Below are 20,631 nucleotides of genomic sequence, written 5' to 3' on the forward strand. Positions count from 1 at the left end.
GTTAGCGACGCCCCCGCGCACCCATCAAGCGTTCCCGTAACCACAAGAGAATGGCCCAGCTATGGGCGTCATGGCGGACTTTTTTCATGGCATCTTCAATCGTGACCCAAACCAATTCATGATCAGGCTCACTCGGACTGCCTTCTGTGGAAGTCAATTCCACTTCAAAAAATGAGCAGAGCGAATTGGTTGGCACGCCACCATTGATCCAGAATTGCCCGGATCGACACAATTGGCGGACGGGCCACACGGTTAGCCCAGTTTCCTCATCGAATTCGCGCACGACGGCTTCTGCATCACTCTCGCCCGACTCAACACCGCCGCCTGGTAAATCATAATGGAAGTTATGAGCATCCCCTACTTTGACGAGGGCAATCTTCTCATCATTGCGGGTGCAAAGGCCATAAACGCTCGGCCGTTCTTTATAGGTTTTGCCGTGTTCGGTCCGTCCGAACTGCATTGAAAAATGCGCCATAAAGGCCTCATAAGCTAGGATTGCAAAAGCGGAAAGCGGCCTCGGCAGATGGATAGTCTCTAGTCCTGCTTGACTTATAGGTCGAGGGGGGGACGCATCGAAACCTAAGCCTTGTTGCGGACTATTTCCGCCCAAATAAACGCTCGATATCGGTTAGCGACAATTTCACAAACGTCGGCCTGCCGTGGTTGCATTGGCCAGAGCGCGGCGTGCGTTCCATGTCGCGCAACAGGAAGTTCATTTCATCGGCACTTAAATGACGGCCTGCTCGAACCGAGCCGTGGCACGCCATAGTCGCAAGCACTTCGTCGATCCGTTCTTTAAGGGACAGGCCTTCATCATAGGCCGCCAAATCATCAGCCAAGTCCTGCAGCAATTTATGGGTATTCACCTTGCCTAGGATGGCGGGTGTTTCCGTGACCGCAATGGCTCCGCGACCAAAGTTTTCTAATCCCAGGCCAAAGCGTGCAAACTCGTCGACGCGTGCCAACAGGCGCTCACAATCGGCCTCTTCCATTTCGATAATGTCAGGGATTAGGCTTGGTTGGCGCGCAATGCCTTGGCCTTCCATCGCAGCTTTCATGCGCTCCAAGGTCAAGCGTTCGTGTGCCGCATGTTGATCGACAATCACGAGACCATCGGATGTCTCTGCGATAACATAGGTGGCATGAAGTTGGGCTTTAGCTGCCCCCAAGGGGTAGGTAGTCTCATCTTCGGCGTGCGCATCGACATCTGTCGGTGCATCAAAGCTCGTCCGCGCCATAGGCTCGGCAAAGCCAGCAAGCAGGGAGCCCGCTTCGCGTCCGGCTTCAATTGCGCCAGCGGGCGGTGGATAGGCAGTATAGTTTGGCTGATAGGGGCTGAATTGCCCACCGCCACCGCGCGACCACGGCATGCCAAAGCCCGTTTGCGCGCCAAGCGCCCCTAATGTGGCTTGACCTAAAGCTTGCGGGCTTCGAATGCCACTGGAACCCAAGGCATGGCGCAAGGCCCCAATGACGAGCCCTCGAACCAAGGCCGGGTCACGGAACCGCACTTCGGTTTTAGCTGGATGGACGTTCACATCCACTAGTTTTGGATCCATTTCGAGGAAGAGCGCCAGAACCGGATGGCGGTCGCGCGCCAGCACATCTTGATAAGCTGCCCGCGCTGCGCCCTTTAAAAGCGGGTCCTTTACCGGCCTACCGTTGACAAACAAATGTTGATGACGCGCATCACCGCGTGCTGCAGTGGGAAGACCTGCAAGGCCAGTTAAACGAACCTCAGCCCGCTCTGTATCAATCACCAAAGCATCAGCCGCCGCATCGCGACCAAGGATCGCGGCGACCCGTGCCGACCTTTGGCTGGCTGCGTCTGATCCTTCAGACACGACTTTCAAGGCGGTCCGGCCATCTAGATCGAGGGTGAAGGCAACGTCAGGCCGCGATAGCGCCAAGCGCTTGACCATGTCGGAAATAGCCAAGCTTTCCGACCGTGCTGATTTCATAAAGTTGAGGCGGGCTGGCGTTGCGAAAAACAAGTCGCGCACCTCAACCCGCGTACCAGAGCGACTGTTTGGCCAAGGGGCGGGCATTGGCCCTTCGAGCACACCACCTTCAACCCGCAAGGTCCAAGCTTGCTCCGCGTCTTTGCTGCGTGACGTAATGGCCAGTCTCGCGATGGCACCAATGGACGGCAAGGCTTCGCCGCGAAATCCCATCGTGACGATGTTAAGCAAGTCCAAATGACCGTCGGCATCCGGGGCCAGTTTGGAGGTCGCGTGCCGCTCAACAGCAAGGCTTAACTGATCGCGCGGAATGCCGCCGCCGTCGTCTTCAACCAACAAGCGACTGATCCCGCCGTCTTCTGCCAAGATACGAATGGAAGTTGCCCCAGCATCGAGCGCATTTTCCACTAGTTCTTTAACAGCCGCAGCCGGGCGCTCAATCACTTCGCCAGCAGCGATCTGATTTATGGCATCTGGGGGAAGACGGGCTATGGTCATGGCGCAACCATGCGCTTTCTGGCCTGAGTCGACCAGACGATCCTGCAATCAGAAGCGGTTTCTGCCAGTTGGCTGGACCTACATGCCAGGCAGTTTGAAGCCGCGTGGCTTGTTCTGCTGGATGCTCACAGGCTGGCCGCCTGTCGCATTGCGGATGGCTGCTTTTTCAAGGCGCAAACGCTCGGCTTCCGCCTCGGCCATCAGCGGGTCAGCTGGCTGGGTTGGGGTGGGTGTGACGAGACCCATGATCCGATCCGACAGATTGGTCGGCTTGCGGGCAACGCCGCCAGTTTCTTCATCAATCACCGCTCGGATACGGGGGTCAGCATTGGTGCCGCCGGCCTTCTCAACCAACAGACGTTCGCCATCAGATGCGGTCGCGCCCAACTGAACACCAAAGACCGCGCTGCGAGCTTGAAGATCGGCCCGCAATTCCATCGGGCGGGCTTCACCTGGGCGAGGTGGACGGAGATTGAACTCAGGTGGCACAACCAAAGGAGCCTTTGAGACAACGCGGAACTCATCAGGCGCTGTTTTCTCGCTGCCCAAAGCTTGGCGTACGCTGGTGCATCCGCCCAAAGCGATGACGGCCAAACCAGTGACTGCCAACAGGCCAGAATAGGATTTTTTCACAGCACTCGCTCCATTGTCTCTCAAAACTTGTCTCATCCGTGCGGCTCTTTGGCCCGCAAATTGAGGCTGCTTGTTATCGCACGACCCTCAGCTTGCCGTCTCCGTCGCCCATAAAACTGCTTATACTCGACCTTCTTAGACGCAAGGCCGCCCGAAGGTCCAGATGTTCACGCCGCTGGCGGCTTAGACTCACTTTCTGAGCCAGAATTTTGTTTCGATTGTGGCGTGTCTTCGGGGTTTATCAGCATATCGATGGCTAGCAAAATCGCGCCGACCGTAATGGCAGCATCGGCAACATTAAACACCCAAGGGAAAAAGAAGCCCGAGAAGTCCAAAAAGTCTGCGACAGCGCCGAATCGCACGCGGTCAATCAGATTGCCAATCGCCCCACCGATCACCAATGCCAAAGCGATGAAAGTCTGGCGGCGTTGGGCCCTGAACAGCCAAACGGCAAAGACAGTTGCGATCACGCCAGACATGGCGACCAAGCCCCAACGTTGCCAGTCTGCATGGGCCTTAAGGGCACCAAAGCTTACGCCATAATTCCACACCATCGTCAAATCGAAGATGGAAGAAATCTCTATCTTGCCAACGGTCAAAAGGTTGAGATGGTTTAAGACCCAATATTTACTGGCTTGATCCAAACCAAGCACAACCACAATGAGCAACACACCCCAGAGAGGCGCAGGCGGGGCGGCAGATAGCTTGGGGGCGGGAGATGGCGTTGTCATGCGCGCTCTTTAGTGTGTTTTGATCGGCCAAGGAAATGCAACAAACAGTGAAGGGGCAAGCGGCCGATCAGGATTTAATCATGGTGCTCGCAAGCTCTAACGCATTGGCCATAGCCCGCTTCAAGGCTGGTGGCTCCAAGATTTCCACCTTACCGCCCCACCGGAACAAGCTCCACGCTAATTCGTTCAGGCCCCCGCCGTGCAGGCGGACCAGCAAGGCCCCATCGGCTTGGCGTTCCAAGCTTTGTTGTGGGTGAAAGACCCAACGGCTCGCTTCCTCAGCAAAGTCAGGGAAAACGCGAAGGCACACATCCACTGTATCCTCCTGATAAACGCCAAAGGACCGCTCTGAATAGGCTTGTAAGTCAAAGCCGTCCGGTGCGCCGCCCGGTAAATCCAGCATGAGCGGTTGGCTGATGCGGTCAATCCGCCACATGCGCGGGGCGGTTGCCTCGTCCATATGGGCCTCACGCGCAATCAGATAGGCCTCGCCGCCAAACAAAATGCCATAGGGGATCAAGTCACGTTGGCGCGGACCGCCTGACCCGCCGCTATAATGCACCCGCACTTGCTTGAGGGCTAATAGCGCATCGCGCAGGACTTGCAGCACATCCTTATCGACACTGGCCCGTGGTCCGGGTTGTACTGCGATGGCTTCAGCCTGCATCAAGGCTTCAATATCTGTGGCCAACCGGCGTTTAACATTCGACTTCAGCGCCGACAGCATCTTGGTTTCTAGGCTCGCCAAGGCACCTGCTGCTTGGGGATTGCTGCGCTCAAGTTGCTTTTGGCCGGTGCTCAGCGCGGCCATTTCCTCGCTGGTGGGGGCCAGAGTAAAGCTGTCCAACCCTTTTGGAAGGCGCCATCTTTTGGTCGGCGGGTCAGAGATTTCTTCCAAATCGGGATACATCATCACCAATTGATCGCGCATACGCTCAATCGTGCGACGCTTTACCTCCAGCTTTTCAGCCATCTCATCCAGAGTCAGGCCATAGGTGGTTGCGGCCAGATGGCGCGCCAATTCAACAAGTCGAGCAGATTTTTCGTGTCGCATGTCGCCTTCTCGCCCTGAATCTCCCATCAGGTCAAACGCGAAAACGTGTCGACTTGAGAGGACGCTGAGGTTAGAGCCATCTACATGAAAAATCTGCCTGTTTCCCCACTTGCCCCCGCTGCTTTTCCGACCCTGCCGCCTGTCGCGGGCATGCGAGCATCGGCGAGCCGGATCGGACTCTATGGCGGCACACGCAACGACCTCATGACGGTGGTATTTCCGAGCGGTGCCAGCGTGGCGGGTGCCTTTACGCTCAGCGCGACACGGTCAGCCGATGTTGAATGGTGCGCAACCCAAGTCAAACGGGGCCAAGCGCGCGCTTTAGTGGTGAACGCTGGAAATTCCAACGCGTTTACAGGGCCAGCAGGGCTTGCCAAAAATGCCGCAACAATTGCTGAAGCCTGCCGCCTTTCTGGCGCGGTCGACCATGAGGTTTTTCTTGCAGCGACAGGTGTGATCGGGGCACCTTTGCCACCCAAAACAGTCGCCGATGCTTTGCCAAACGCATTTAAAGCCTTAGCCGCGCCCGATTGGGAAAGCCTCGCTCGGGCATTTTCGACGACCGATACCTTTCCAAAAGGGGCGGGGACAATACTGGAATTAGGCGGAACGGCGGTAAATATCGTTGGGCTGGCCAAAGGCTCGGGCATGATCGCGCCCAATATGGCGACCATGCTGGTCTTCGTTTTCACCGATGCTGCTGTCGCACCAGACGTCTTGCAAGCCATGGTCTCTGCCCATGTTGAGACGACCTTCAATGCGATCACGGTCGATAGCGATACCTCCACGTCGGATACGCTACTGGTCTTTGCGACAGGCGCGAGCGGCTCAGCACCGATAGAAGATCAAAGCGACCCGCGCGCCGCTTTGTTGTCTGAAGCCTTTCGGGGAATTTTCCATGACTTGGCCATGCAAGTGGTTCGCGATGGGGAAGGAGCTCAGAAGCTGATCCAGATCGAAGTGCAAGGTGCCGTTGACGATCGCTCGGCCCGCCAAATCGGATTTGCGATCGCGAATTCACCCTTGGTGAAAACCGCAATTGCTGGCGAAGATGCCAATTGGGGACGGGTCGTTATGGCTGTTGGCAAAGCTGGTGAACCTATTGCCGTTGATCGCCTTGCGGTTCGCTTTGGCGGGCAATGGACAGCCAGAGCAGGCGGTGCAGTTGCTTATGATGCGACCCAAGTTGATGCACATATGCGCGGTCGAGTAATTGATATTCTTGTGGACGTAGGTCTAGGGAGCGGCCAAGCAAAAGTTTGGACGTGTGATCTAACCCACGGGTATATCAGTATAAATGGTGATTATAGATCTTAATTGGATTGAATTTATCGCCAAAGAATTGGGATTATTTAATACTTATGGCTTATATGAGAACTGGGTAGGGCCCGATGCGACTATTATTAGTAGCGGCAGCGGCTTTGATTAATGGGGACGGTGCGGTGTTGTTAGCACAACGACCACAGGGGAAAAGTCTTGCTGGGCTCTGGGAGTTTCCAGGCGGCAAGATTGAATCTGGCGAAAATCCAGAAGCCGCTTTGTGTCGCGAATTGGCGGAAGAACTGGGCCTAGACGTCGATCCTAAAGACCTTATGCCGCTGACTTTTGCATCTCATGCTTATCCCGATTTCCATCTGCTAATGCCATTATGGACTGCGCAGCGCTGGCGGGGCGAGCCCAAAGGGCAAGAAGGGCAGAATTTAGCGTGGGTCCAACCCCAGGGTTTAGACAATTATCCCATGCCAGAAGCCGATATCCCTCTTGTTTCGATTCTGCGTGAGCATCTAGAACAGAGGCGCTTGTCATGACTTTCAAGAAGCTAAAAGATGAGCGCGGTGCCACCGCCATTGAGTATGGCCTGATTGCAGCGCTCATAGTGATCGTGATGATTCCAGCTATGCAAGTGGTGGGCGGCAACACCAACGGCATGTATGATCGGGTTACCAATCAAATCGTTGCAGCGATGGGTCGCTAAACACTCGGCTTTTCGCCAGTTGGGATTTCACGCGTTCCCAAAGCGTCGGCAAGGCGCATTTTTGCACTCCCGCGTGGCAGAGGCTTTTGCTGACTTTCGTGTGGGGCCCAACCGGTCAACGTAATCAACTCAAACGTGGCGCGTACTTTCCCATCCGCCTCGCCATGATTGGCTTGATAAAGGTCAGCCGCACGCGCGATGATACCCCGTGTCAGCTTACGGGGTGCCTTTTGCTGAAAGACTGCCGTTTCTCCCATGGCTTTCAAATCCCGGAAGAGGCCAAAGAGGTTGGAATAGCGCACTGTCACCACATCGCTGTCGGCGACAGGCAGGGCAAAGCCCGCCCGCTGTAACAATTGTGCACCATCTTGGGCATCGGCGAAAGGTGAAACCCGTGCCGACGCTTCGCCAAAGGCCTCAGTTTCTGCCTGCGCCAAACAGGCGCGCAATTCTTGCAGGGTGCGCCCACCCAAAAAGGTCAATAACAACAAGCCATCCGGGCGAAGAGCAAGGCGGGCTTGCGCCAAGAAGCCCGGCACATCATTCACCCAATGCAGGCCGAGCGTTGAGACAATTAGGTCCAAGCTGAGCGGCGCTAAAGGCATGTGATCTTCGTCGGCCACAAAGGCAGCTCCGCCACGATAGGCCAGCATGGCGGGGCTTAAGTCGCATTCGGCTAATGACCCAATCTTGTCGTGCAAGTTCCCGTGTCGGCCGATCGCCGCTGCCAAAAACCCGCCTTGGGAGCCGATGTCGAGGGCCTGTTCAAATCGGCGATTGATAAAGTCCAGCCGCTCGCAAACGTCGTCGACCGCGCGATCCTTTAAGAATGAAACCGTACGAAACCCTTTAGCGGCTCGGTTTCGCCGGACTGCCAAAAGCTTCCGATCAAACAGCTTGGTTGGGTTAGGGCTTTCCATGGTGAGGGATTATGCGCTATTTCTGAGAAAAGAACCACAGGTAGAGATATGACGCCACGATCTCACAGGCCTTACCGCTTCGAAACTACACTTGCTGATTTGATTTGGCCACCTCGCTCGCTGCTATCCGATGCGCGCGTGGACCGCTTGGGCACCATGGAGGCAGACCTCTGGCGCGCGCTGGATTTTCTTTATGGGCCCGGATGCATGCGCTGCGGATTTCCGATTGCTGAAGCAACCAGCCCGGATATTCTATGCCCAGTTTGTTTGGCGCAGCCGCCACTCTATGACCGGGCGCGCGCCGCCTTGGCTTATGACGATCTATCTAAACCATTGGTTTTGAATCTTAAACATGGGGGTCGTAAGGATGGCTTGCGGGCGTTTTCCGGTTGGATGCTGGAGTCTGCCCCCTTCGTGGTTGAGGCTGATCAAATTCTGCCGGTACCTTTGCATTGGTCGCGGTTGTGGCAGCGAGGCTATAATCAAGCTGGCTGGTTGGCCGCTGCTTTGGCCAAGAGGGTTGGTCGCCCTTACAATCCGCTACTCTTACAGCGCAAACGCGCGACTCCCAGTCAAAACGGCCTCTCTGCCAGCGGGCGGAAACGCAATGTCACTGGGGCATTTTACGTCTCCCAGCCCGTCAAAGGGCAGTCTTTGGTGCTAGTAGATGATGTCATGACGACTGGGGCAACGCTGCAAGCCTGCACGGCAGCCTTGCGGCGCGCGGGGGCTGTGCGGGTGGATTGTGTGGCCTTGGCACGGGTGATGCGCCCCACTAAGATTGAGGTTCCGTTGGAGTCCATAGGCTCGCCGCAGGAGTTATTTGATGCTTGAAAGTTCCTCGGCCATTCCCCCGCAGGCTGATCATTTTTTACAAGTGATGCGTGGGAACCGGTCTAAGACCTGGCGAACCATCGCAGGCGGCGTTGGGATCTTTCTGGTTTGGCAAATTAGTATCGTTATCTTGGCTTTGTTTTTTGAGCCGCTGCGGAATATGCTTTTGATCAAGGGGGCAGAGTTTAGTGCCTCTGAAGAAGCGATGGGCTCTTTCGCCTTGATGGTCGGTGGGTTTGGCCCAGCTTTTCTTGCCCTGATGGCTTGGCGCAAATATGTCGAGCGGGCACCGATTAAGAGCCTTTTCACCGCTGCATCTAAGTTTCGTTGGCTTTTGGCCATTGGCGCCGCTTTTGCGGTCGTGGTCTTGAGTTATGCGACCTCGGCGGCCTTTGATCAGGAAAGCATGGGGCCATTTGAGGCGCGATTGGCGCGGTTTTCCACAAATGACTGGTTGCTTTTGGCCGGTGTTTATATTGCAGGCACGTGCGTACAATCGACCTTTGAAGAGGTCTATATTCGCGGCTGGCTTCTGCAGCACGTGCAGCGCTTCATAGCCCATGGTTTAGTCGCCGTTTTGGTCACAGCGGTTATCTTTTCAATCCTCCACATCGGCCATCCCGGTTGGGCAACTTATGTGGTGACGTTCTTCATGGGCTCCGCTTTTGGCTATTCCGCTTGGCGACTAAACGGTTTGGAGGCCGCCATTGGTGGCCATGTCGCCAACAATTTCATGAGTGCTTTGCTACTTGGGACGATTGTTGGCGGCAATCCGGCCGAGATGGACCTGATGCAAGGCCTCGCCTACGCGCTCTATCTGCTAGGTTTCCTAGGCTTTGTGGAAGCTTGGGCGCGTTTTGGCCCGTCGCCCGACCGCCAAGGCGCTGTTTGAGGCTTACCCTTTGAAGCGGGCCCGGTGTCAGAGGGCTTTTTGAAGCCAACTTTGGGCTTGCCCGCCCATTCTGATTTCCCCTTAGCCGTAGGTGTGCCCGCGCCCGCATGCGCGGCACGACTTTTTGCTTTGCCTGCCTCGCGACGCATGGTCTCTTCTTCGAGCAGACTAACGCGGGTCTTCGCGGACTTGGGCGGTGGTTTCGGACCCCGACGACCTGTTTTGACAAGGGCAGGGGCCTCAAGCTCTGGGCGCGGCACCCGCGCTGGCCGGCTGGAAAAGCGTTGCGGGAGGTCTGGCATAAGGGCACCTAACATTTCCTTCAAAGCTGAAGGTGCCACTTCTTCCACACTGCCCGGCGGCATTTTGCCCAGTTGGAACGGGCCGTAGGAGACGCGGATCAGCCTGTTCACCTTTAAGCCAATCGCTTCCAAGACGCGCCTCACTTCGCGGTTCTTGCCTTCCCGGATCGAGACGGTGATCCACGCATTGGCCGTCTCTGCCCGGTCAAGGATCGCCTCCATCGGCCCATAGGTGATGCCGTCAACTGTGATGCCATCGGCCAGTTGCGCCAGCTCTTCTTGGCTGACCCGGCCAAATGCACGCACGCGATAACGCCTGAGCCAACCGGTTGAAGGTAATTCCAATGACCGAGCAAGTCCGCCATCATTGGTCAGCAAGAGCAGCCCTTCAGAGCTTAAATCCAACCGTCCAACTGAAATGACGCGCGGCAAGTCTTCTGGCAAATGGTCAAACACCGTTTCCCGCCCTTGCGGGTCCCGATGGGTGGTCACCAAGCCATCTGGCTTATGATAGCGCCATAGGCGCGTCGGTTCTGGGCTGTCGACGGGGCGGCCATCTACGGCGATACGATCTTGAGCTGTGACGTTAAAGGCCGGGCTTTCCAGCACCACGCCATTGACGCTGATCCGACCTTCCTCAATCCAGCGCTCGGCTTCCCGGCGCGAGCATAGGCCCGCGCGCGCCAAAGCCTTCGCTATCCGTTCACCGGGGCGCTCGACAGCAGGATCTGCTGGCACTGTAGAGGATTCAGGGTCGGCTTTGCGCAGCCAAGGCTTGGCATCTTGCGCGTTTTTTTTGCGCGGGGAATCGTCGCTTGGATCAAATGTCATCGTTCATGCGCCTCGCAGCCCTCACGGGCGGCCTTGTGTTCGACGCTGTGATTGCAGGAATTGCACGTAAAGTCGAGCGAAACGCGCAACAGCCTATCAATCGGCTCTCAAACTCTGCGCGCCACGAAGATCTTATCAAAGTAACAAGGTTAGTCGTATAATGTTCGAATATAAATCCAGAGATTAGGTTCAACATGCTCTATCCAGCCGATATACGACCACTTACAGGTTTGCGCTTTGTCGCTGCATTCTGGCTTTTGATCTATTTTTTCTGGGAACGCTTTGATCTAGGACCGCGCGACTCTATTGGTATTGTCCAGGCTGGCAATTATGGCGTCGATCTTTTCTTCATCCTATCCGGATTTGTTTTGGCCCATGTCTATGGCCCGCAGGTCGAAGCGAAAACGTTTTCTTGGCGCAGCTTTGTATGGGCGCGCTTGGCACGAATTTACCCGCTACATCTAATCTGTTTAGCCGCGATGGTTGCCATTTGGGCGGCAGGTTCCTTGATGGGGGCCAGTTTCAAAGCCTCCGCCTTCGTGGTGGAACAAATCCCCTATCATCTCGCCTTGCTGCATGCGTGGGGCTTGGTGGCTTCTGATGGCTGGAACTTCCCGTCTTGGTCGATTTCAGCAGAGTGGTTTGCTTATCTGACTTTCCCGATCAGCTTTGGCCTTGCAGCTTTATTTGCAAAGCGGCCTTTGATCGGCGTCGTTTTGATGGCGGTGGTGTTCGCTGCCTTCGTCGTATGGATGAGCCACTACAAGATCGAGCTGATGAAAATGACGTGGCAGGGCGGCATTGTTCGCATCATACCATCCTTTGGTATGGGGATCGCCTTATGGCTCCTGGGACGAAACTTGAGCTTGCCGAAGGGAGTTGCGGGTCTTGGTGTGGCCATCAGCGCGATCTGGGTGGCCGTAGCTGCTGCCTGGGGGTGGCCTTCCTATTGGATTTGGCCGGGCCTCGCTGGTCTTGTATTCTTTCTGGCAGAGACCTCCAAAACAAACCAATCTCCGCTATTGGCGTCCAAGACTTGGGTCTATTTGGGTGAGATTTCGTTTGCCGCCTATATGGTCCATCTCCCCGTCGATATTGCTCTTTATCAGATTGTTGAGCGCGTGATGGGTGAGCCTAAGGGCACACTTGCTTTGGTCATTGGCGTTGGAGGCGTCTTGGCCAGCATTGTCGCCGCTGCGATTGCCCACGCACTGGTTGAAAAGCCCGCCCGTAACTGGCTACGGGCGAATGTTCCAAGCTTTATGGCTAGCAAACCAAAAGCTTAACGCGCGTTGGCTTTTTCAGTAGCGGCAAAGGCCTGATACGTCGCGGCTTTGATGCGCCCTTGGGATAGCTTCACCATCCAAGCGCCGAGCTGGCCAAGACTGTCACGCACGATGACGACGCCATCATCGGCGTCAAAAACACTGCGGACATAATCAGCTTCGATAGGGCCGGAGCCGATTTTGGCTGTTTCTGTTTGAAGATCGAAGCACACTGGCTGATCACCCTCGCGGCGCGCCTTGACCCAGCTTTCCAGCTTGGCACGCTGCACGGCGGCATCGGTCTCTAGCGCCCGACGACGTGGCCCGCCGGCCAAGGATCGCAGCGCACCTCGGATCAGGCTAATCTCATTCATCGTGAAGCGGCCCCGCACAAAGGCGTTGCGCATTGTTTCCACCATCGTGCCTTTGCGGTCTTCTGGCCAGAAAAAGCGGGTCTCGTCTAAGTCGGCAACCCAATGCTCAAAAAAGCTTTCAAAGGCTGCACGCGGAGCGGTGGGCTTTTCTTCAATGGTCCAACCGGGGGGAGCGCCGTCTGCCTCCGACCCACTCGCCCACTCATAACAAAAACAGGCTACAGACTGGGCGAGGTTCAAGCTGGGGAAGCGGCCATCGACGGGAAACGTCACCAAAAGGTCCGCCCCAATGATCAAATCATTGTCGAGGCCAGAACGCTCAGACCCGAACAAGATCACTGGCTTTTCGCCTGCGCGCATGGCTTCCCGCATGCGGGCGACGGCTTCGCGCGGTCCGATGAGCGGCTTGTCGAGTTGGCGGGGCGTGCCGGTTGTTGCGATCACAAAGGTTTTTTCAGCCAGTGCTTCTTCGGCCGTTTCAACCACCTGCGCGCTTTCCAAGGGCCATTCTGCGCCACTCGCCAGTGCCCAAGCCTTTGGATTGGGCCACACATCGCGTGGTTTAACCAGAATCAGCTCTGAAAAGCCAAAATTGGCCATGGCCCGCGCCGTCGCACCAATATTCTCGCCCATCTGCGGATGGACGAGGCAAATGGCTGGTGCCTCGCCCCAGCCGGGCAGGGCCGCTTGTTCGGCTTTCGACAGCGGCCCATTGGGGCCGACACCCATCGGACGGGAGCCGTCAAAAGCAGGCTTTGGCGGAGCCCAAGCGGTTGGTGCGGGGGCCGGTTCTGCATCTTTGCGCATCTTGTCGCTGTCACTCTTGTTGAAGACGTCTTTTCCACATCGCTGGAGGTGCTATAGCCCACCCAACCGATTTGCGGACATATCACTTACAGGCCGCGGCGTTCGTGGACCAATAGGGGAAAAACATGGCGAAGATTAAAGTTGCTAATCCAGTTGTCGATCTTGATGGCGACGAAATGACCCGCATCATCTGGCAGATGATCAAAGACTTCCTGATCACGCCTTATCTCGACCTCGAGATTGAGTATTATGACCTCTCGATCGAGAACCGCGACGCGACCGACGACCAAGTCACCATCGATGCAGCCAAGGCCATCCAAAGGCACGGCGTCGGCATCAAGTGCGCCACCATCACCCCGGATGAAGCGCGCGTTGAAGAGTTCAAGCTCAAGAAGATGTGGAAGTCGCCCAACGGCACGATCCGCAACATTCTAGGCGGTGTGGTGTTCCGTGAGCCGATCATCTGCACCAACGTGCCGCGTCTGGTTCCAGGCTGGACTAAGCCAATCATCATCGGCCGTCATGCTTTTGCTGACCAGTACAAAGCCACCGACTTCAAAGTTCCCGGCCCCGGCAAGCTCACGATTAAATTCGTCGGCGAAGACGGCCAGGTGATTGAGCACGAAGTGTTTGATTACCCAGGTTCAGGCGTGGCTATGGCCATGTATAACCTCGACGACTCGATCCGAGACTTTGCTCATGCCAGCTTCGCTTTTGGTTTGGCCCGCAAATACCCTGTCTATCTGTCGACCAAGAACACCATCCTCAAAGCCTATGATGGCCGCTTCAAGGATATCTTCCAAGAAGTGTTCGACGCCGATTATGCGGCCCAGTTCAAGGAATTGGGTCTGGTGTATGAGCACCGCTTGATCGACGACATGGTCGCTTCGGCCATGAAATGGTCGGGCGGCTTTGTTTGGGCCTGTAAGAATTACGACGGCGACGTCCAATCTGACACCGTTGCGCAAGGCTTTGGCTCGTTGGGTCTGATGACCTCAGTTCTGATGACCCCAGATGGCAAAGTTCTGGAATCTGAAGCTGCCCACGGCACCGTCACCCGTCACTATCGCCAGCATCAGCGCGGCGAACAAACCTCCACCAACTCCATCGCCTCGATCTTTGCTTGGACCCGTGGCCTCGCCCACCGTGCGAAGCTCGATGACAATGCAGAGCTGATGAAGTTCGCTACCAAGATGGAAGAAGTCGTCATCGCCACGGTCGAAGACGGCTTCATGACCAAGGACTTGGCTTTGTTGGTCGGTGATGAGCAATCTTGGTTGTCCACCGAAGGCTTCTTGAAGAAAGTCGCTGCGAACCTTGAAGCTGCCATGGCTGAATAAGGCAACAAGAGCCCTATCGGCAGGCCTTTGGGCCTGCCGGTAAGGTGGCTATCGGCCTAAACGCCGACCGAAAGCCCCACCAAAAGCAGCGCTGCAATTGCGCATTCAAACCCAACTGCAATCCAATTCTTTGCTTGATTGCCGTGGTCCAAAAAGATCGAAATGACCCGGCCGATTGCTGCGCCAAGCCAGCAAAGACCTACGGTCAGGAACGTGATGTCGTTCTGCGTGACTAAAGGCACCAAACCCAGAAATACAAACGTGACGCCGAGAGTTCCTCGAAACTCCGCCCGTCCAGCTGGCGTAACTGGCGAAAGTCCTGTCAACGCAGATGCTTTCTTCGGAAAGAATAATCCCAAGCAGCCCATCAACATTGTGATGATTGCGCCAATGTTATTGATTAAGTCCATCTTTTGTCCCCAGTTGAAACTACGCTCCTGAAGCTAGTTTCCCCGCGACCAAAATGATAGTACACACTTTTTGGTGCCTATGAAATTTGCGCAGGAAAGAAAATGGGACAGCCGCCAAATGTGCTTGCTCGAAAATGTGCGTCACGACGCTATCTGGCGCTTGTTGCCAGCAAGTGGTCGCTTCTGGTCATCAATGCGTTAGACGATGGCCCCGCGCGTAATGGCTTTTTGATGCGCAAGGTCGAGGGCATTTCGCAAAAAATGCTCACCCAAACGCTCCGAGATCTTGAGACAACAGGGGTAGTCTGGCGTAACGATCACGGCACTGTGCCGCCTCATGTCAGCTATGAATTGACGCCGCTTGGCAAGTCTCTGAGGCAAGAAGTTCGGTCGCTTGTCTCTTGGGTGGAAAGCAATGTTCCAGAGTTAAACGCAACAACCCGCAGCTAATGTCGGCTGCTAAGACTCGACGCGTGTAGCGCGGAAACTAGCGCCAACTTTAATCAAACAGCTTCGAGACGCTTTCTTCATTCGCGATGCGGCGAATGGCTTCCCCGATCAAGGGCGCCACGGAGACGCAGCGTACTTTGCTCGATTTCGAGAATTTGTCACCATGATCGATGGAGTTCGACACGACCAATTCTTTCAACGCCGACGCATCGACGCGGTCAAATGCGCCACCTGACATGACGCCGTGTGCCACATAAGCGGAAACCGAAGCCGCCCCTTTGTTCATCATGGCTTCAGCCGCATTGCACAAGGTGCCGGCTGAATCGACAATGTCATCAAACAAGATGCAGGCGCGGCCTGACACGTCGCCAATGATGTTCATCACTTCACTTTCGCCGGCCCGCTCGCGACGCTTGTCGACGATGGCCAGGTCAGCACCTAGGCGATTCGCCAAGGCGCGCGCCCGTACCACGCCGCCGACGTCTGGGGAGACGATCATCAGATCATCAGTCTTATAGTTGCGACGAATATCTTGCTCCATCGTATTGGTGATGAAGAGATTGTCGGTCGGAATATCAAAGAAGCCTTGGATTTGCCCTGCATGCAATTCCATGGTCAGCACGCGGTCTGCACCCGCCGTAGTCACTAGATTTGCAACCAGCTTCGCGGAGATAGGCGTACGGCCACCGGTTTTCCGGTCCTGCCGGGCATAGCCGAAATAAGGCAGGACGGCGGTGATGCGGCGAGCCGAAGCGCGGCGCAGCGCGTCCATACAGATCAACAATTCCATTAAATGGTCGTTGGCTGGCGCGCTGGTCGACTGGATGATGAAGACGTCCTCACCACGCACATTCTCATCAATGGTCGCGAAAATCTCATTGTCAGCGAAACGGCGCACTTGGGCCCGCGTAAGTGGAACATCGAGATAATCAGCGATGGAGGATGCCAAGGGTTGATTGGCGTTGCCTGCAAGCAATTTCATGATGATCGATCCCCGTCCAAACGCCAATCCGAGTCACAGCGCAACGCGATTGCTTGAGCGGTCGATTAAGCAGTGAGTGCCCCGCGCGCAAGCCTTTGTGGTGCTATCGGACGATACGAATGGCAGACAAATTTCGTCCGTAGTCGGCTTCGCCTGCCAGATTGCGTCGGCGGTTCGAAAAGAAGTGGGATTCTTCGGTGCATGTGTCTTGTGGCAGCACATCAACCGCACCCAAGCCTGCGGCCCGCAAGCGTGCGGCGCAATAGCGTTTGAGGTCGAAAAGCGAGCGGTCGTCGTTGCCGGGAATGAAGAAGCGCTCGTTCGCTGGATCAGCTTGGGTGAAATTTGCGACAAACTCAGGGCCAACTTCATAGCTGGCTTGTGCGATGCATGGCCCAACAGCTGCGACTATGCGGGCAGGGGAGCCGCCCAGTTTCACCATCTTGGCAATGGTCGCTTCCAAGATGCCGCCAATCGCGCCTTTCCAGCCTGCATGGGCTGCGGCGACAATGCGTGCGGCAGGGTCTGCAAATAGTATTGGCGCGCAATCAGCTGTTAGCACCGATGGTGCAATCGATGGACAGCGCGTCACCAGTGCGTCGACTTGCGGGCGTTCACCGTGGAAGGGCCCATCCACCATCAAGGCGTCCGCACCATGGACTTGATGGGCTGACAGAAGGCGATCTGGCGAGACGCCAATGTGGCTGGCGATGCGGCGACGGTTTTCTGCCACATTGGCCGGATCATCGTTTGAGCCGGGGCCAGAGTTCAAGCTTTCATAGATGCCGGAAGATACCCCACCAACGCGACCATAAAAACCATGTTCAAACCCAGCCAATTGCGACAGCATGGCTGATCGCACAGGGGCGAGTTCAAAGATCACGTCTTCGGCTGGCGATGCAGGGGTAAGCTTTGTGGCGACGTCTGACATGGTCGGTTAAAGTCCAATGGGTGGACCAGCGGCGGCGTTGAGGGGAGACTCAAGGGCCACAACATGGAACAGTCGGCCCATATGCGCTTCTCCGATCAGTCTTTCCACACTCTCAGTCAGGTCAGATTCGCAGTGCGGGTTTGCATGAATGAGGGCATCACGGCGCGCCTCTATGCCAAGGCTTTGCAGGAATTGGCGCTGCGATACTGGGCCAGAGGTGCCAAGGCCGCATGCGTTGGCCACTGAAATCAAGGCAGCAAAATCGACATGGGCTGTTAGATCGGCTTCGCCAACATGGTCTAAGGCGTAGATTTTTTGATGACGATAGAGCGCTTGGAAGCTATCGCCAGCTTGGCCACTCACGTCGCCGTAATCAATGATCAGCGCACGACCAGAGGCGGTGCGCAGTCGCTTGGCGATGGTTTCAACGAGGCTTGGAAGCCCCGGTGCTACTTCACGCACGGCACCGACGCCGTCATCAGGCTGCGCACAAGCGGGTGGTTCTGACAGAACTGGGCCGAGGCCAAAGGTAAGTCTTTCCTCTGCGTCGAGGCCAACCAGCTTCTCATGCCAGCCCTGCTCGCCCCGCACATATTGGCGGACAGGCAAGCAGTCGAAAAACTCATTGGCGATGATAAAAGTATCGCCATCGGGCACGTCATTCAGTGTGTTGTGCCAGTGGGCAGGGATCACCCCCAGCGCGGCGCGCTGAGCTTCTTTGAGTGGCGGGTTCGTCTCGATCAGATGTAGGTGTAAGGCCGCCATGAAGCCCGGGACCCTTTGGCAGACACGCAACATGTCTGCCATCAAAGTGCCCCGGCCCGGACCTAGTTCAATCAGATGGAAGGGGGAGGGGCTCCCAATGTCGAGCCAGCTTTGTGCGACCCACAGCCCGATCAGCTCGCCAAAAATCTGACTGATCTCAGGGCTGGTGGTGAAATCCCCGCGTGAGCCCAAGGGCTGCTGCGTAGCGTAATAGCCAGCTTGTGGATCGTAAAGTGCTTGGCCCATGAAAGCGTCAATGCTGATCGGGCCACACTCTGTAATCATGCGAGCCAAGCGGGCTTCAAGCCCAGTTGGCGGCGCGCGCTCTGGCATTGTCACAGCGATTAGCCTGCTTGTTCTGGCTTGGCTTTGCCGGCGCGCAGGCTTCCCAGAACAAAAAGAGCGATGCCAGCAATAACCATGGGCAGGGAATAGAGTTCACCGCGTGTGAGGCCCATTATCAATCCTGCATCGGGTTCGCGGAACTGCTCACCAATCAAGCGCGCTATGCCATAGCCAGCCACAAATAGGCCTGCAGCTTGGCCGGGGCGCTTCAAAATGCCAAATCCTCTGACCGCCACTTGTAGCACAATAAAGAGCAATAGGCCTTCCAGCGCCGCTTGATAAAGCTGGCTGGGGTGACGTGGCAGCCCCTCTGGATCGGTGCGGAAGATGAAGGCCCATGGCACATCGGCTGCGCGGCCATAAAGCTCCTGATTGATAAAATTCGCCATCCGTCCAAAGAACAGGCCAATGGGGGACACAACGGCTACCGCATCGCCTATGGAAAGAAGAGACTTCTTTCGGCCCAGTGCTGTCCCGATCACAGCCAAACAGACGCCGAGGAAGCCACCATGGAAGCTCATGCCGCCTTCCCATACCCGCAAGACCGACATCGGGTCAGCCAGCATTTCTGGGCGATAAAACAAGACATAGCCAATGCGGCCGCCAAGCAGCACGCCTAAGGTCGCATAAAACAGGAAGTCGTCGATATCTTCTTCATCAAGTGGCGAAGTTGGACCCCAAAGGCCGGGCTTCTTCACCATCCCCACCATCAGCCGCCAACCAAGGATCAAGCCAGCGACATAGGCTAGCGCATACCAACGCAAGCCAAATGGCCCCAGTGCAAACCCGAACAGGTCAAACATCGGAATTTGGAATACAAAAGGGGAAAGTTCGGGAAACGGAATGGCCATGTCGATCATACAAGGTCTTTAGCAAAGGAGTGGGGGCATATGCAAAGCCTCTCGCAACTGCAGCCGCGCACAAAAACAGCACGACGCTAAAAGGCCTTGGAAAACGCTAAGACAAACTTCACCGTGACGGCAAAGGCGATCTTAAGCACCTTGTGATAGAGCAACAGGTCTCGCGCAGGTGATGCAAGATTATCATAGCGCAACGGGAATAGACCCGCTAGAAGGTCCTCATGCAAACACGTAATCCTTTCCTCGACGAATTTTCAAAAATAGCGACCAGTGCTGCGGGCGTAGCCCAAGGCGTGGGTGAAGAGGCCCGTGCCTTCTGGCGCTCGCAAATGGAGCGCATGGTTGTGGACATGGATCTGGTGCGTCGCGATGAATTTGACGCCGTAAAAGATCTGGCTGCTGCCGCCCGCGCAGAGGCCGATAGTCTGAAAGCGCGTCTCGATGCGCTCGAGGCTTCGATGGAAAAGCCCGCAAAAGCGACATCAAAAGCAGCCGCACCAAAAAAATCGGCCAAAAGCAGCTAAAAGCACTGGCGCACCGCTTGCAGCGCGCGCCATTCCCCGCCAACCATGCCCACTAGCGGTGCGCGATTCGTGTGCCGTTTGTAAGCGAACCACCGTGGAGGTTACCATGGACCGTCAATTTACGCTTCGAGACGAAGATTTTTTCGAAGATGCGGACACCCTAGATACGGTTGAAGCCGTTCTGGCCGCTGACTCCAAAGCTTATGAGCGTTTAGACGAAGAAATCCACTTCGCCGCTTCCATGACCTATTGTGATCTACATGGGATTTTTATTGCCCGCGAAGACGCACCTTCCCTAGCTTTGAGCCTGATCTTTGACCTCAAGGCCCCTCGCATGCGCCGGGGCGACATTGCATCTTTGCTTGCCTTGTTGAATGAAGCACTTTGGTTGGGCCATTTTGAGCTTTCCTCCGACGATAATGCGCTGTCGTGGCGGGCCGTGGTGCCCTTGATCGGTCGCGATACCCCAGAGCCTGCCGAAGTGGCGGCCATTCTGGCAGCCGGTGTGGAAGCCTGTGAGCGGTTTTATCCTGCATTTAATTTCTTGCTGTGGGCGGGCAAAACACCTGAAGAGGCCGCCCAAGCAGCTTTGTTTGAGACCGCCGGAGAGGCTTGAGTTTTATGAAAAAGAGCATTGCGCTCGTCGGCGGTGGCCGGATGGGCGGAGCCATGTTGCGCGGATGGGCCCCGATGGCCGATGCGTTCGATTTGGTGGTGTTTGAGCCTTACCCATCGTCTGAAGTGTCAGAAATTATCGCGGCGCAAAACTGGCTCCTAAACCCAGACCCTGCCGCATGCGCCCCTTTTGATTGTGTTGTCTTAAGTATTAAACCCCAATTGTTTCCAAGTGTTGGCGAACAGACGATCAAGAATCTGGTTGCTGACCATACATTGGTGCTGTCGATCATGGCAGGACTTGGCACGGCCAAGATTACGGAGGTTCTTTC

At 56.0% G+C, this 20,631-nt stretch carries 24 protein-coding genes; 11 read left to right on the forward strand and 13 right to left on the reverse strand.

Annotated elements, in window-relative coordinates; genetic code table 11:
- Nucleotide 1 precedes the first annotated feature (1 nt).
- The 5 genes from ACIQ20_RS06315 to ACIQ20_RS06335 all read right to left on the reverse strand — a co-directional run bounded on the left by ACIQ20_RS06315 (nucleotide 2) and on the right by ACIQ20_RS06335 (nucleotide 4,877).
- Nucleotides 2-475, reverse strand: a complete 474-nt coding sequence (locus tag ACIQ20_RS06315) for an NUDIX domain-containing protein (RefSeq protein ID WP_395778481.1) — start codon at nucleotides 473-475, stop codon at nucleotides 2-4.
- A 121-nt stretch (nucleotides 476-596) separates the two neighbouring features.
- Nucleotides 597-2,459 (reverse strand): DNA mismatch repair endonuclease MutL, encoded by a 1,863-nt coding sequence (gene mutL, locus ACIQ20_RS06320; RefSeq protein WP_395778483.1) that lies wholly within the window; start codon nucleotides 2,457-2,459, stop codon nucleotides 597-599.
- A 78-nt stretch (nucleotides 2,460-2,537) separates the two neighbouring features.
- The gene (locus ACIQ20_RS06325; RefSeq protein ID WP_395778485.1) at nucleotides 2,538-3,092 is read right to left on the reverse strand and encodes a DUF3035 domain-containing protein; all 555 of its coding nucleotides are present in this window, start codon (nucleotides 3,090-3,092) and stop codon (nucleotides 2,538-2,540) included.
- Between the two features lie 167 nt (nucleotides 3,093-3,259).
- Nucleotides 3,260-3,823, reverse strand: a complete 564-nt coding sequence (gene lspA / locus ACIQ20_RS06330; RefSeq protein WP_395778488.1) for a signal peptidase II — start codon at nucleotides 3,821-3,823, stop codon at nucleotides 3,260-3,262.
- Nucleotides 3,824-3,890: 67 nt separating this feature from the next.
- The gene (locus ACIQ20_RS06335; protein WP_395778490.1) at nucleotides 3,891-4,877 is read right to left on the reverse strand and encodes a helix-turn-helix transcriptional regulator; all 987 of its coding nucleotides are present in this window, start codon (nucleotides 4,875-4,877) and stop codon (nucleotides 3,891-3,893) included.
- Nucleotides 4,878-4,961: 84 nt separating this feature from the next.
- Here ACIQ20_RS06335 and argJ point away from each other — a divergent pair, with 84 nt between their 5' ends.
- The 3 genes from argJ to ACIQ20_RS06350 all read left to right on the forward strand — a co-directional run bounded on the left by argJ (nucleotide 4,962) and on the right by ACIQ20_RS06350 (nucleotide 6,852).
- Nucleotides 4,962-6,194 (forward strand): bifunctional glutamate N-acetyltransferase/amino-acid acetyltransferase ArgJ, encoded by a 1,233-nt coding sequence (gene argJ, locus ACIQ20_RS06340; RefSeq protein ID WP_395778492.1) that lies wholly within the window; start codon nucleotides 4,962-4,964, stop codon nucleotides 6,192-6,194.
- Between the two features lie 74 nt (nucleotides 6,195-6,268).
- Nucleotides 6,269-6,685 (forward strand): 8-oxo-dGTP diphosphatase MutT, encoded by a 417-nt coding sequence (gene mutT / locus ACIQ20_RS06345; RefSeq protein ID WP_395778494.1) that lies wholly within the window; start codon nucleotides 6,269-6,271, stop codon nucleotides 6,683-6,685.
- Entirely contained in the window at nucleotides 6,682-6,852 is a 171-nt protein-coding gene (locus ACIQ20_RS06350) for a Flp family type IVb pilin (protein WP_395778496.1), read from the forward strand. The genes mutT and ACIQ20_RS06350 overlap by 4 nt, the downstream gene beginning before the upstream one ends.
- Here ACIQ20_RS06350 and ACIQ20_RS06355 read toward each other — a convergent pair.
- Nucleotides 6,849-7,772, reverse strand: coding sequence for a methyltransferase domain-containing protein (locus tag ACIQ20_RS06355; RefSeq protein ID WP_395778498.1), 924 nt, complete (start codon nucleotides 7,770-7,772; stop codon nucleotides 6,849-6,851). The two genes, ACIQ20_RS06350 and ACIQ20_RS06355, sit on opposite strands and share 4 nt — an antisense overlap.
- A gap of 48 nt (nucleotides 7,773-7,820) precedes the next feature.
- Here ACIQ20_RS06355 and ACIQ20_RS06360 point away from each other — a divergent pair, with 48 nt between their 5' ends.
- Both ACIQ20_RS06360 and ACIQ20_RS06365 read left to right on the forward strand, forming a co-directional pair.
- Nucleotides 7,821-8,606 carry a ComF family protein gene (locus ACIQ20_RS06360; RefSeq protein WP_395778500.1) on the forward strand — a complete coding sequence of 262 codons (786 nt, stop codon included), beginning with the start codon at nucleotides 7,821-7,823 and terminating at the stop codon, nucleotides 8,604-8,606.
- Nucleotides 8,599-9,498 carry a CPBP family intramembrane glutamic endopeptidase gene (locus ACIQ20_RS06365; protein WP_395778502.1) on the forward strand — a complete coding sequence of 300 codons (900 nt, stop codon included), beginning with the start codon at nucleotides 8,599-8,601 and terminating at the stop codon, nucleotides 9,496-9,498. Before ACIQ20_RS06360 ends, ACIQ20_RS06365 begins: the two co-directional genes overlap by 8 nt.
- Here ACIQ20_RS06365 and ACIQ20_RS06370 read toward each other — a convergent pair.
- Nucleotides 9,420-10,631 carry a pseudouridine synthase gene (locus ACIQ20_RS06370; protein WP_395778504.1) on the reverse strand — a complete coding sequence of 404 codons (1,212 nt, stop codon included), beginning with the start codon at nucleotides 10,629-10,631 and terminating at the stop codon, nucleotides 9,420-9,422. The two genes, ACIQ20_RS06365 and ACIQ20_RS06370, sit on opposite strands and share 79 nt — an antisense overlap.
- A 194-nt stretch (nucleotides 10,632-10,825) precedes the next feature.
- Here ACIQ20_RS06370 and ACIQ20_RS06375 point away from each other — a divergent pair, with 194 nt between their 5' ends.
- Entirely contained in the window at nucleotides 10,826-11,917 is a 1,092-nt protein-coding gene (locus ACIQ20_RS06375) for an acyltransferase family protein (protein ID WP_395778506.1), read from the forward strand.
- On the opposite strand, the gene ACIQ20_RS06380 is transcribed toward ACIQ20_RS06375, so the two are convergent.
- A complete protein-coding gene (locus ACIQ20_RS06380) occupies nucleotides 11,914-13,077 on the reverse strand; it encodes an RNA methyltransferase (protein ID WP_395778509.1) in 1,164 nt (387 codons plus the stop codon). The two genes, ACIQ20_RS06375 and ACIQ20_RS06380, sit on opposite strands and share 4 nt — an antisense overlap.
- Before the next feature lie 125 nt (nucleotides 13,078-13,202).
- On the opposite strand from ACIQ20_RS06380, the gene ACIQ20_RS06385 reads away from it, so the two are divergent.
- Complete coding sequence (locus tag ACIQ20_RS06385; RefSeq protein WP_395778511.1) at nucleotides 13,203-14,417, forward strand: NADP-dependent isocitrate dehydrogenase; 1,215 nt, start codon at nucleotides 13,203-13,205, stop codon at nucleotides 14,415-14,417.
- Between the two features lie 56 nt (nucleotides 14,418-14,473).
- Here the strand turns inward: ACIQ20_RS06385 and ACIQ20_RS06390 are convergent, their stop codons facing one another.
- Nucleotides 14,474-14,827, reverse strand: coding sequence for a DUF4345 family protein (locus ACIQ20_RS06390; RefSeq protein ID WP_395778513.1), 354 nt, complete (start codon nucleotides 14,825-14,827; stop codon nucleotides 14,474-14,476).
- A 102-nt stretch (nucleotides 14,828-14,929) separates the two neighbouring features.
- Here ACIQ20_RS06390 and ACIQ20_RS06395 point away from each other — a divergent pair, with 102 nt between their 5' ends.
- Nucleotides 14,930-15,277, forward strand: coding sequence for a winged helix-turn-helix transcriptional regulator (locus tag ACIQ20_RS06395; protein WP_395778515.1), 348 nt, complete (start codon nucleotides 14,930-14,932; stop codon nucleotides 15,275-15,277).
- Nucleotides 15,278-15,326: 49 nt separating this feature from the next.
- Here ACIQ20_RS06395 and ACIQ20_RS06400 read toward each other — a convergent pair whose 3' ends face one another.
- The 4 genes from ACIQ20_RS06400 to lgt form a co-directional block, all read right to left on the reverse strand.
- The gene (locus tag ACIQ20_RS06400) at nucleotides 15,327-16,259 is read right to left on the reverse strand and encodes a ribose-phosphate pyrophosphokinase (RefSeq protein ID WP_395778517.1); all 933 of its coding nucleotides are present in this window, start codon (nucleotides 16,257-16,259) and stop codon (nucleotides 15,327-15,329) included.
- Nucleotides 16,260-16,362: 103 nt separating this feature from the next.
- Nucleotides 16,363-17,190, reverse strand: coding sequence for a peptidoglycan editing factor PgeF (pgeF, locus tag ACIQ20_RS06405; RefSeq protein ID WP_395778519.1), 828 nt, complete (start codon nucleotides 17,188-17,190; stop codon nucleotides 16,363-16,365).
- 6 nt (nucleotides 17,191-17,196) lie between these two features.
- Nucleotides 17,197-18,288, reverse strand: coding sequence for a class I SAM-dependent methyltransferase (locus tag ACIQ20_RS06410; RefSeq protein WP_395778532.1), 1,092 nt, complete (start codon nucleotides 18,286-18,288; stop codon nucleotides 17,197-17,199).
- An 11-nt stretch (nucleotides 18,289-18,299) separates the two neighbouring features.
- Nucleotides 18,300-19,160: a prolipoprotein diacylglyceryl transferase gene (gene lgt, locus ACIQ20_RS06415; RefSeq protein WP_395778521.1), complete on the reverse strand. Its 861-nt coding sequence runs from the start codon at nucleotides 19,158-19,160 to the stop codon at nucleotides 18,300-18,302.
- A 221-nt stretch (nucleotides 19,161-19,381) separates the two neighbouring features.
- On the opposite strand from lgt, the gene ACIQ20_RS06420 reads away from it, so the two are divergent.
- The 3 genes from ACIQ20_RS06420 to ACIQ20_RS06430 form a co-directional block, all read left to right on the forward strand.
- Nucleotides 19,382-19,684, forward strand: coding sequence for an accessory factor UbiK family protein (locus tag ACIQ20_RS06420; protein ID WP_395778523.1), 303 nt, complete (start codon nucleotides 19,382-19,384; stop codon nucleotides 19,682-19,684).
- Between the two features lie 106 nt (nucleotides 19,685-19,790).
- Nucleotides 19,791-20,300, forward strand: a complete 510-nt coding sequence (locus ACIQ20_RS06425; protein WP_290806421.1) for a YbjN domain-containing protein — start codon at nucleotides 19,791-19,793, stop codon at nucleotides 20,298-20,300.
- A gap of 5 nt (nucleotides 20,301-20,305) precedes the next feature.
- Nucleotides 20,306-20,631 (forward strand): pyrroline-5-carboxylate reductase family protein (locus tag ACIQ20_RS06430; RefSeq protein ID WP_395778526.1); only part of this gene is annotated, 326 nt, incomplete at its 3' end.

This window comes from Aquidulcibacter sp., assembly GCF_044346625.1.
Taxonomy (GTDB): domain Bacteria; phylum Pseudomonadota; class Alphaproteobacteria; order Caulobacterales; family Aquidulcibacteraceae; genus Aquidulcibacter.

Excerpts from the sequence above, each read along its gene's own strand:
- ACIQ20_RS06315 (WP_395778481.1), bottom strand. The coding sequence starts at position 475 with ATGGCGCATTTTTCAATGCAGTTCGGACGGACCGAACACGGCAAAACC.
- mutL (WP_395778483.1), bottom strand. The coding sequence starts at position 2,459 with ATGACCATAGCCCGTCTTCCCCCAGATGCCATAAATCAGATCGCTGCT.
- lspA (WP_395778488.1), bottom strand. The coding sequence starts at position 3,823 with ATGACAACGCCATCTCCCGCCCCCAAGCTATCTGCCGCCCCGCCTGCG.
- ACIQ20_RS06335 (WP_395778490.1), bottom strand. The coding sequence starts at position 4,877 with ATGCGACACGAAAAATCTGCTCGACTTGTTGAATTGGCGCGCCATCTG.
- argJ (WP_395778492.1), top strand. The coding sequence starts at position 4,962 with ATGAAAAATCTGCCTGTTTCCCCACTTGCCCCCGCTGCTTTTCCGACC.
- mutT (WP_395778494.1), top strand. The coding sequence starts at position 6,269 with ATGCGACTATTATTAGTAGCGGCAGCGGCTTTGATTAATGGGGACGGT.
- ACIQ20_RS06350 (WP_395778496.1), top strand. The coding sequence starts at position 6,682 with ATGACTTTCAAGAAGCTAAAAGATGAGCGCGGTGCCACCGCCATTGAG.
- ACIQ20_RS06355 (WP_395778498.1), bottom strand. The coding sequence starts at position 7,772 with ATGGAAAGCCCTAACCCAACCAAGCTGTTTGATCGGAAGCTTTTGGCA.
- ACIQ20_RS06360 (WP_395778500.1), top strand. The coding sequence starts at position 7,821 with ATGACGCCACGATCTCACAGGCCTTACCGCTTCGAAACTACACTTGCT.
- ACIQ20_RS06365 (WP_395778502.1), top strand. The coding sequence starts at position 8,599 with ATGCTTGAAAGTTCCTCGGCCATTCCCCCGCAGGCTGATCATTTTTTA.
- ACIQ20_RS06370 (WP_395778504.1), bottom strand. The coding sequence starts at position 10,631 with ATGACATTTGATCCAAGCGACGATTCCCCGCGCAAAAAAAACGCGCAA.
- ACIQ20_RS06375 (WP_395778506.1), top strand. The coding sequence starts at position 10,826 with ATGCTCTATCCAGCCGATATACGACCACTTACAGGTTTGCGCTTTGTC.
- ACIQ20_RS06380 (WP_395778509.1), bottom strand. The coding sequence starts at position 13,077 with ATGCGCAAAGATGCAGAACCGGCCCCCGCACCAACCGCTTGGGCTCCG.
- ACIQ20_RS06385 (WP_395778511.1), top strand. The coding sequence starts at position 13,203 with ATGGCGAAGATTAAAGTTGCTAATCCAGTTGTCGATCTTGATGGCGAC.
- ACIQ20_RS06390 (WP_395778513.1), bottom strand. The coding sequence starts at position 14,827 with ATGGACTTAATCAATAACATTGGCGCAATCATCACAATGTTGATGGGC.
- ACIQ20_RS06395 (WP_395778515.1), top strand. The coding sequence starts at position 14,930 with ATGGGACAGCCGCCAAATGTGCTTGCTCGAAAATGTGCGTCACGACGC.
- ACIQ20_RS06400 (WP_395778517.1), bottom strand. The coding sequence starts at position 16,259 with ATGAAATTGCTTGCAGGCAACGCCAATCAACCCTTGGCATCCTCCATC.
- pgeF (WP_395778519.1), bottom strand. The coding sequence starts at position 17,190 with ATGTCAGACGTCGCCACAAAGCTTACCCCTGCATCGCCAGCCGAAGAC.
- ACIQ20_RS06410 (WP_395778532.1), bottom strand. The coding sequence starts at position 18,288 with ATGCCAGAGCGCGCGCCGCCAACTGGGCTTGAAGCCCGCTTGGCTCGC.
- lgt (WP_395778521.1), bottom strand. The coding sequence starts at position 19,160 with ATGATCGACATGGCCATTCCGTTTCCCGAACTTTCCCCTTTTGTATTC.
- ACIQ20_RS06420 (WP_395778523.1), top strand. The coding sequence starts at position 19,382 with ATGCAAACACGTAATCCTTTCCTCGACGAATTTTCAAAAATAGCGACC.
- ACIQ20_RS06425 (WP_290806421.1), top strand. The coding sequence starts at position 19,791 with ATGGACCGTCAATTTACGCTTCGAGACGAAGATTTTTTCGAAGATGCG.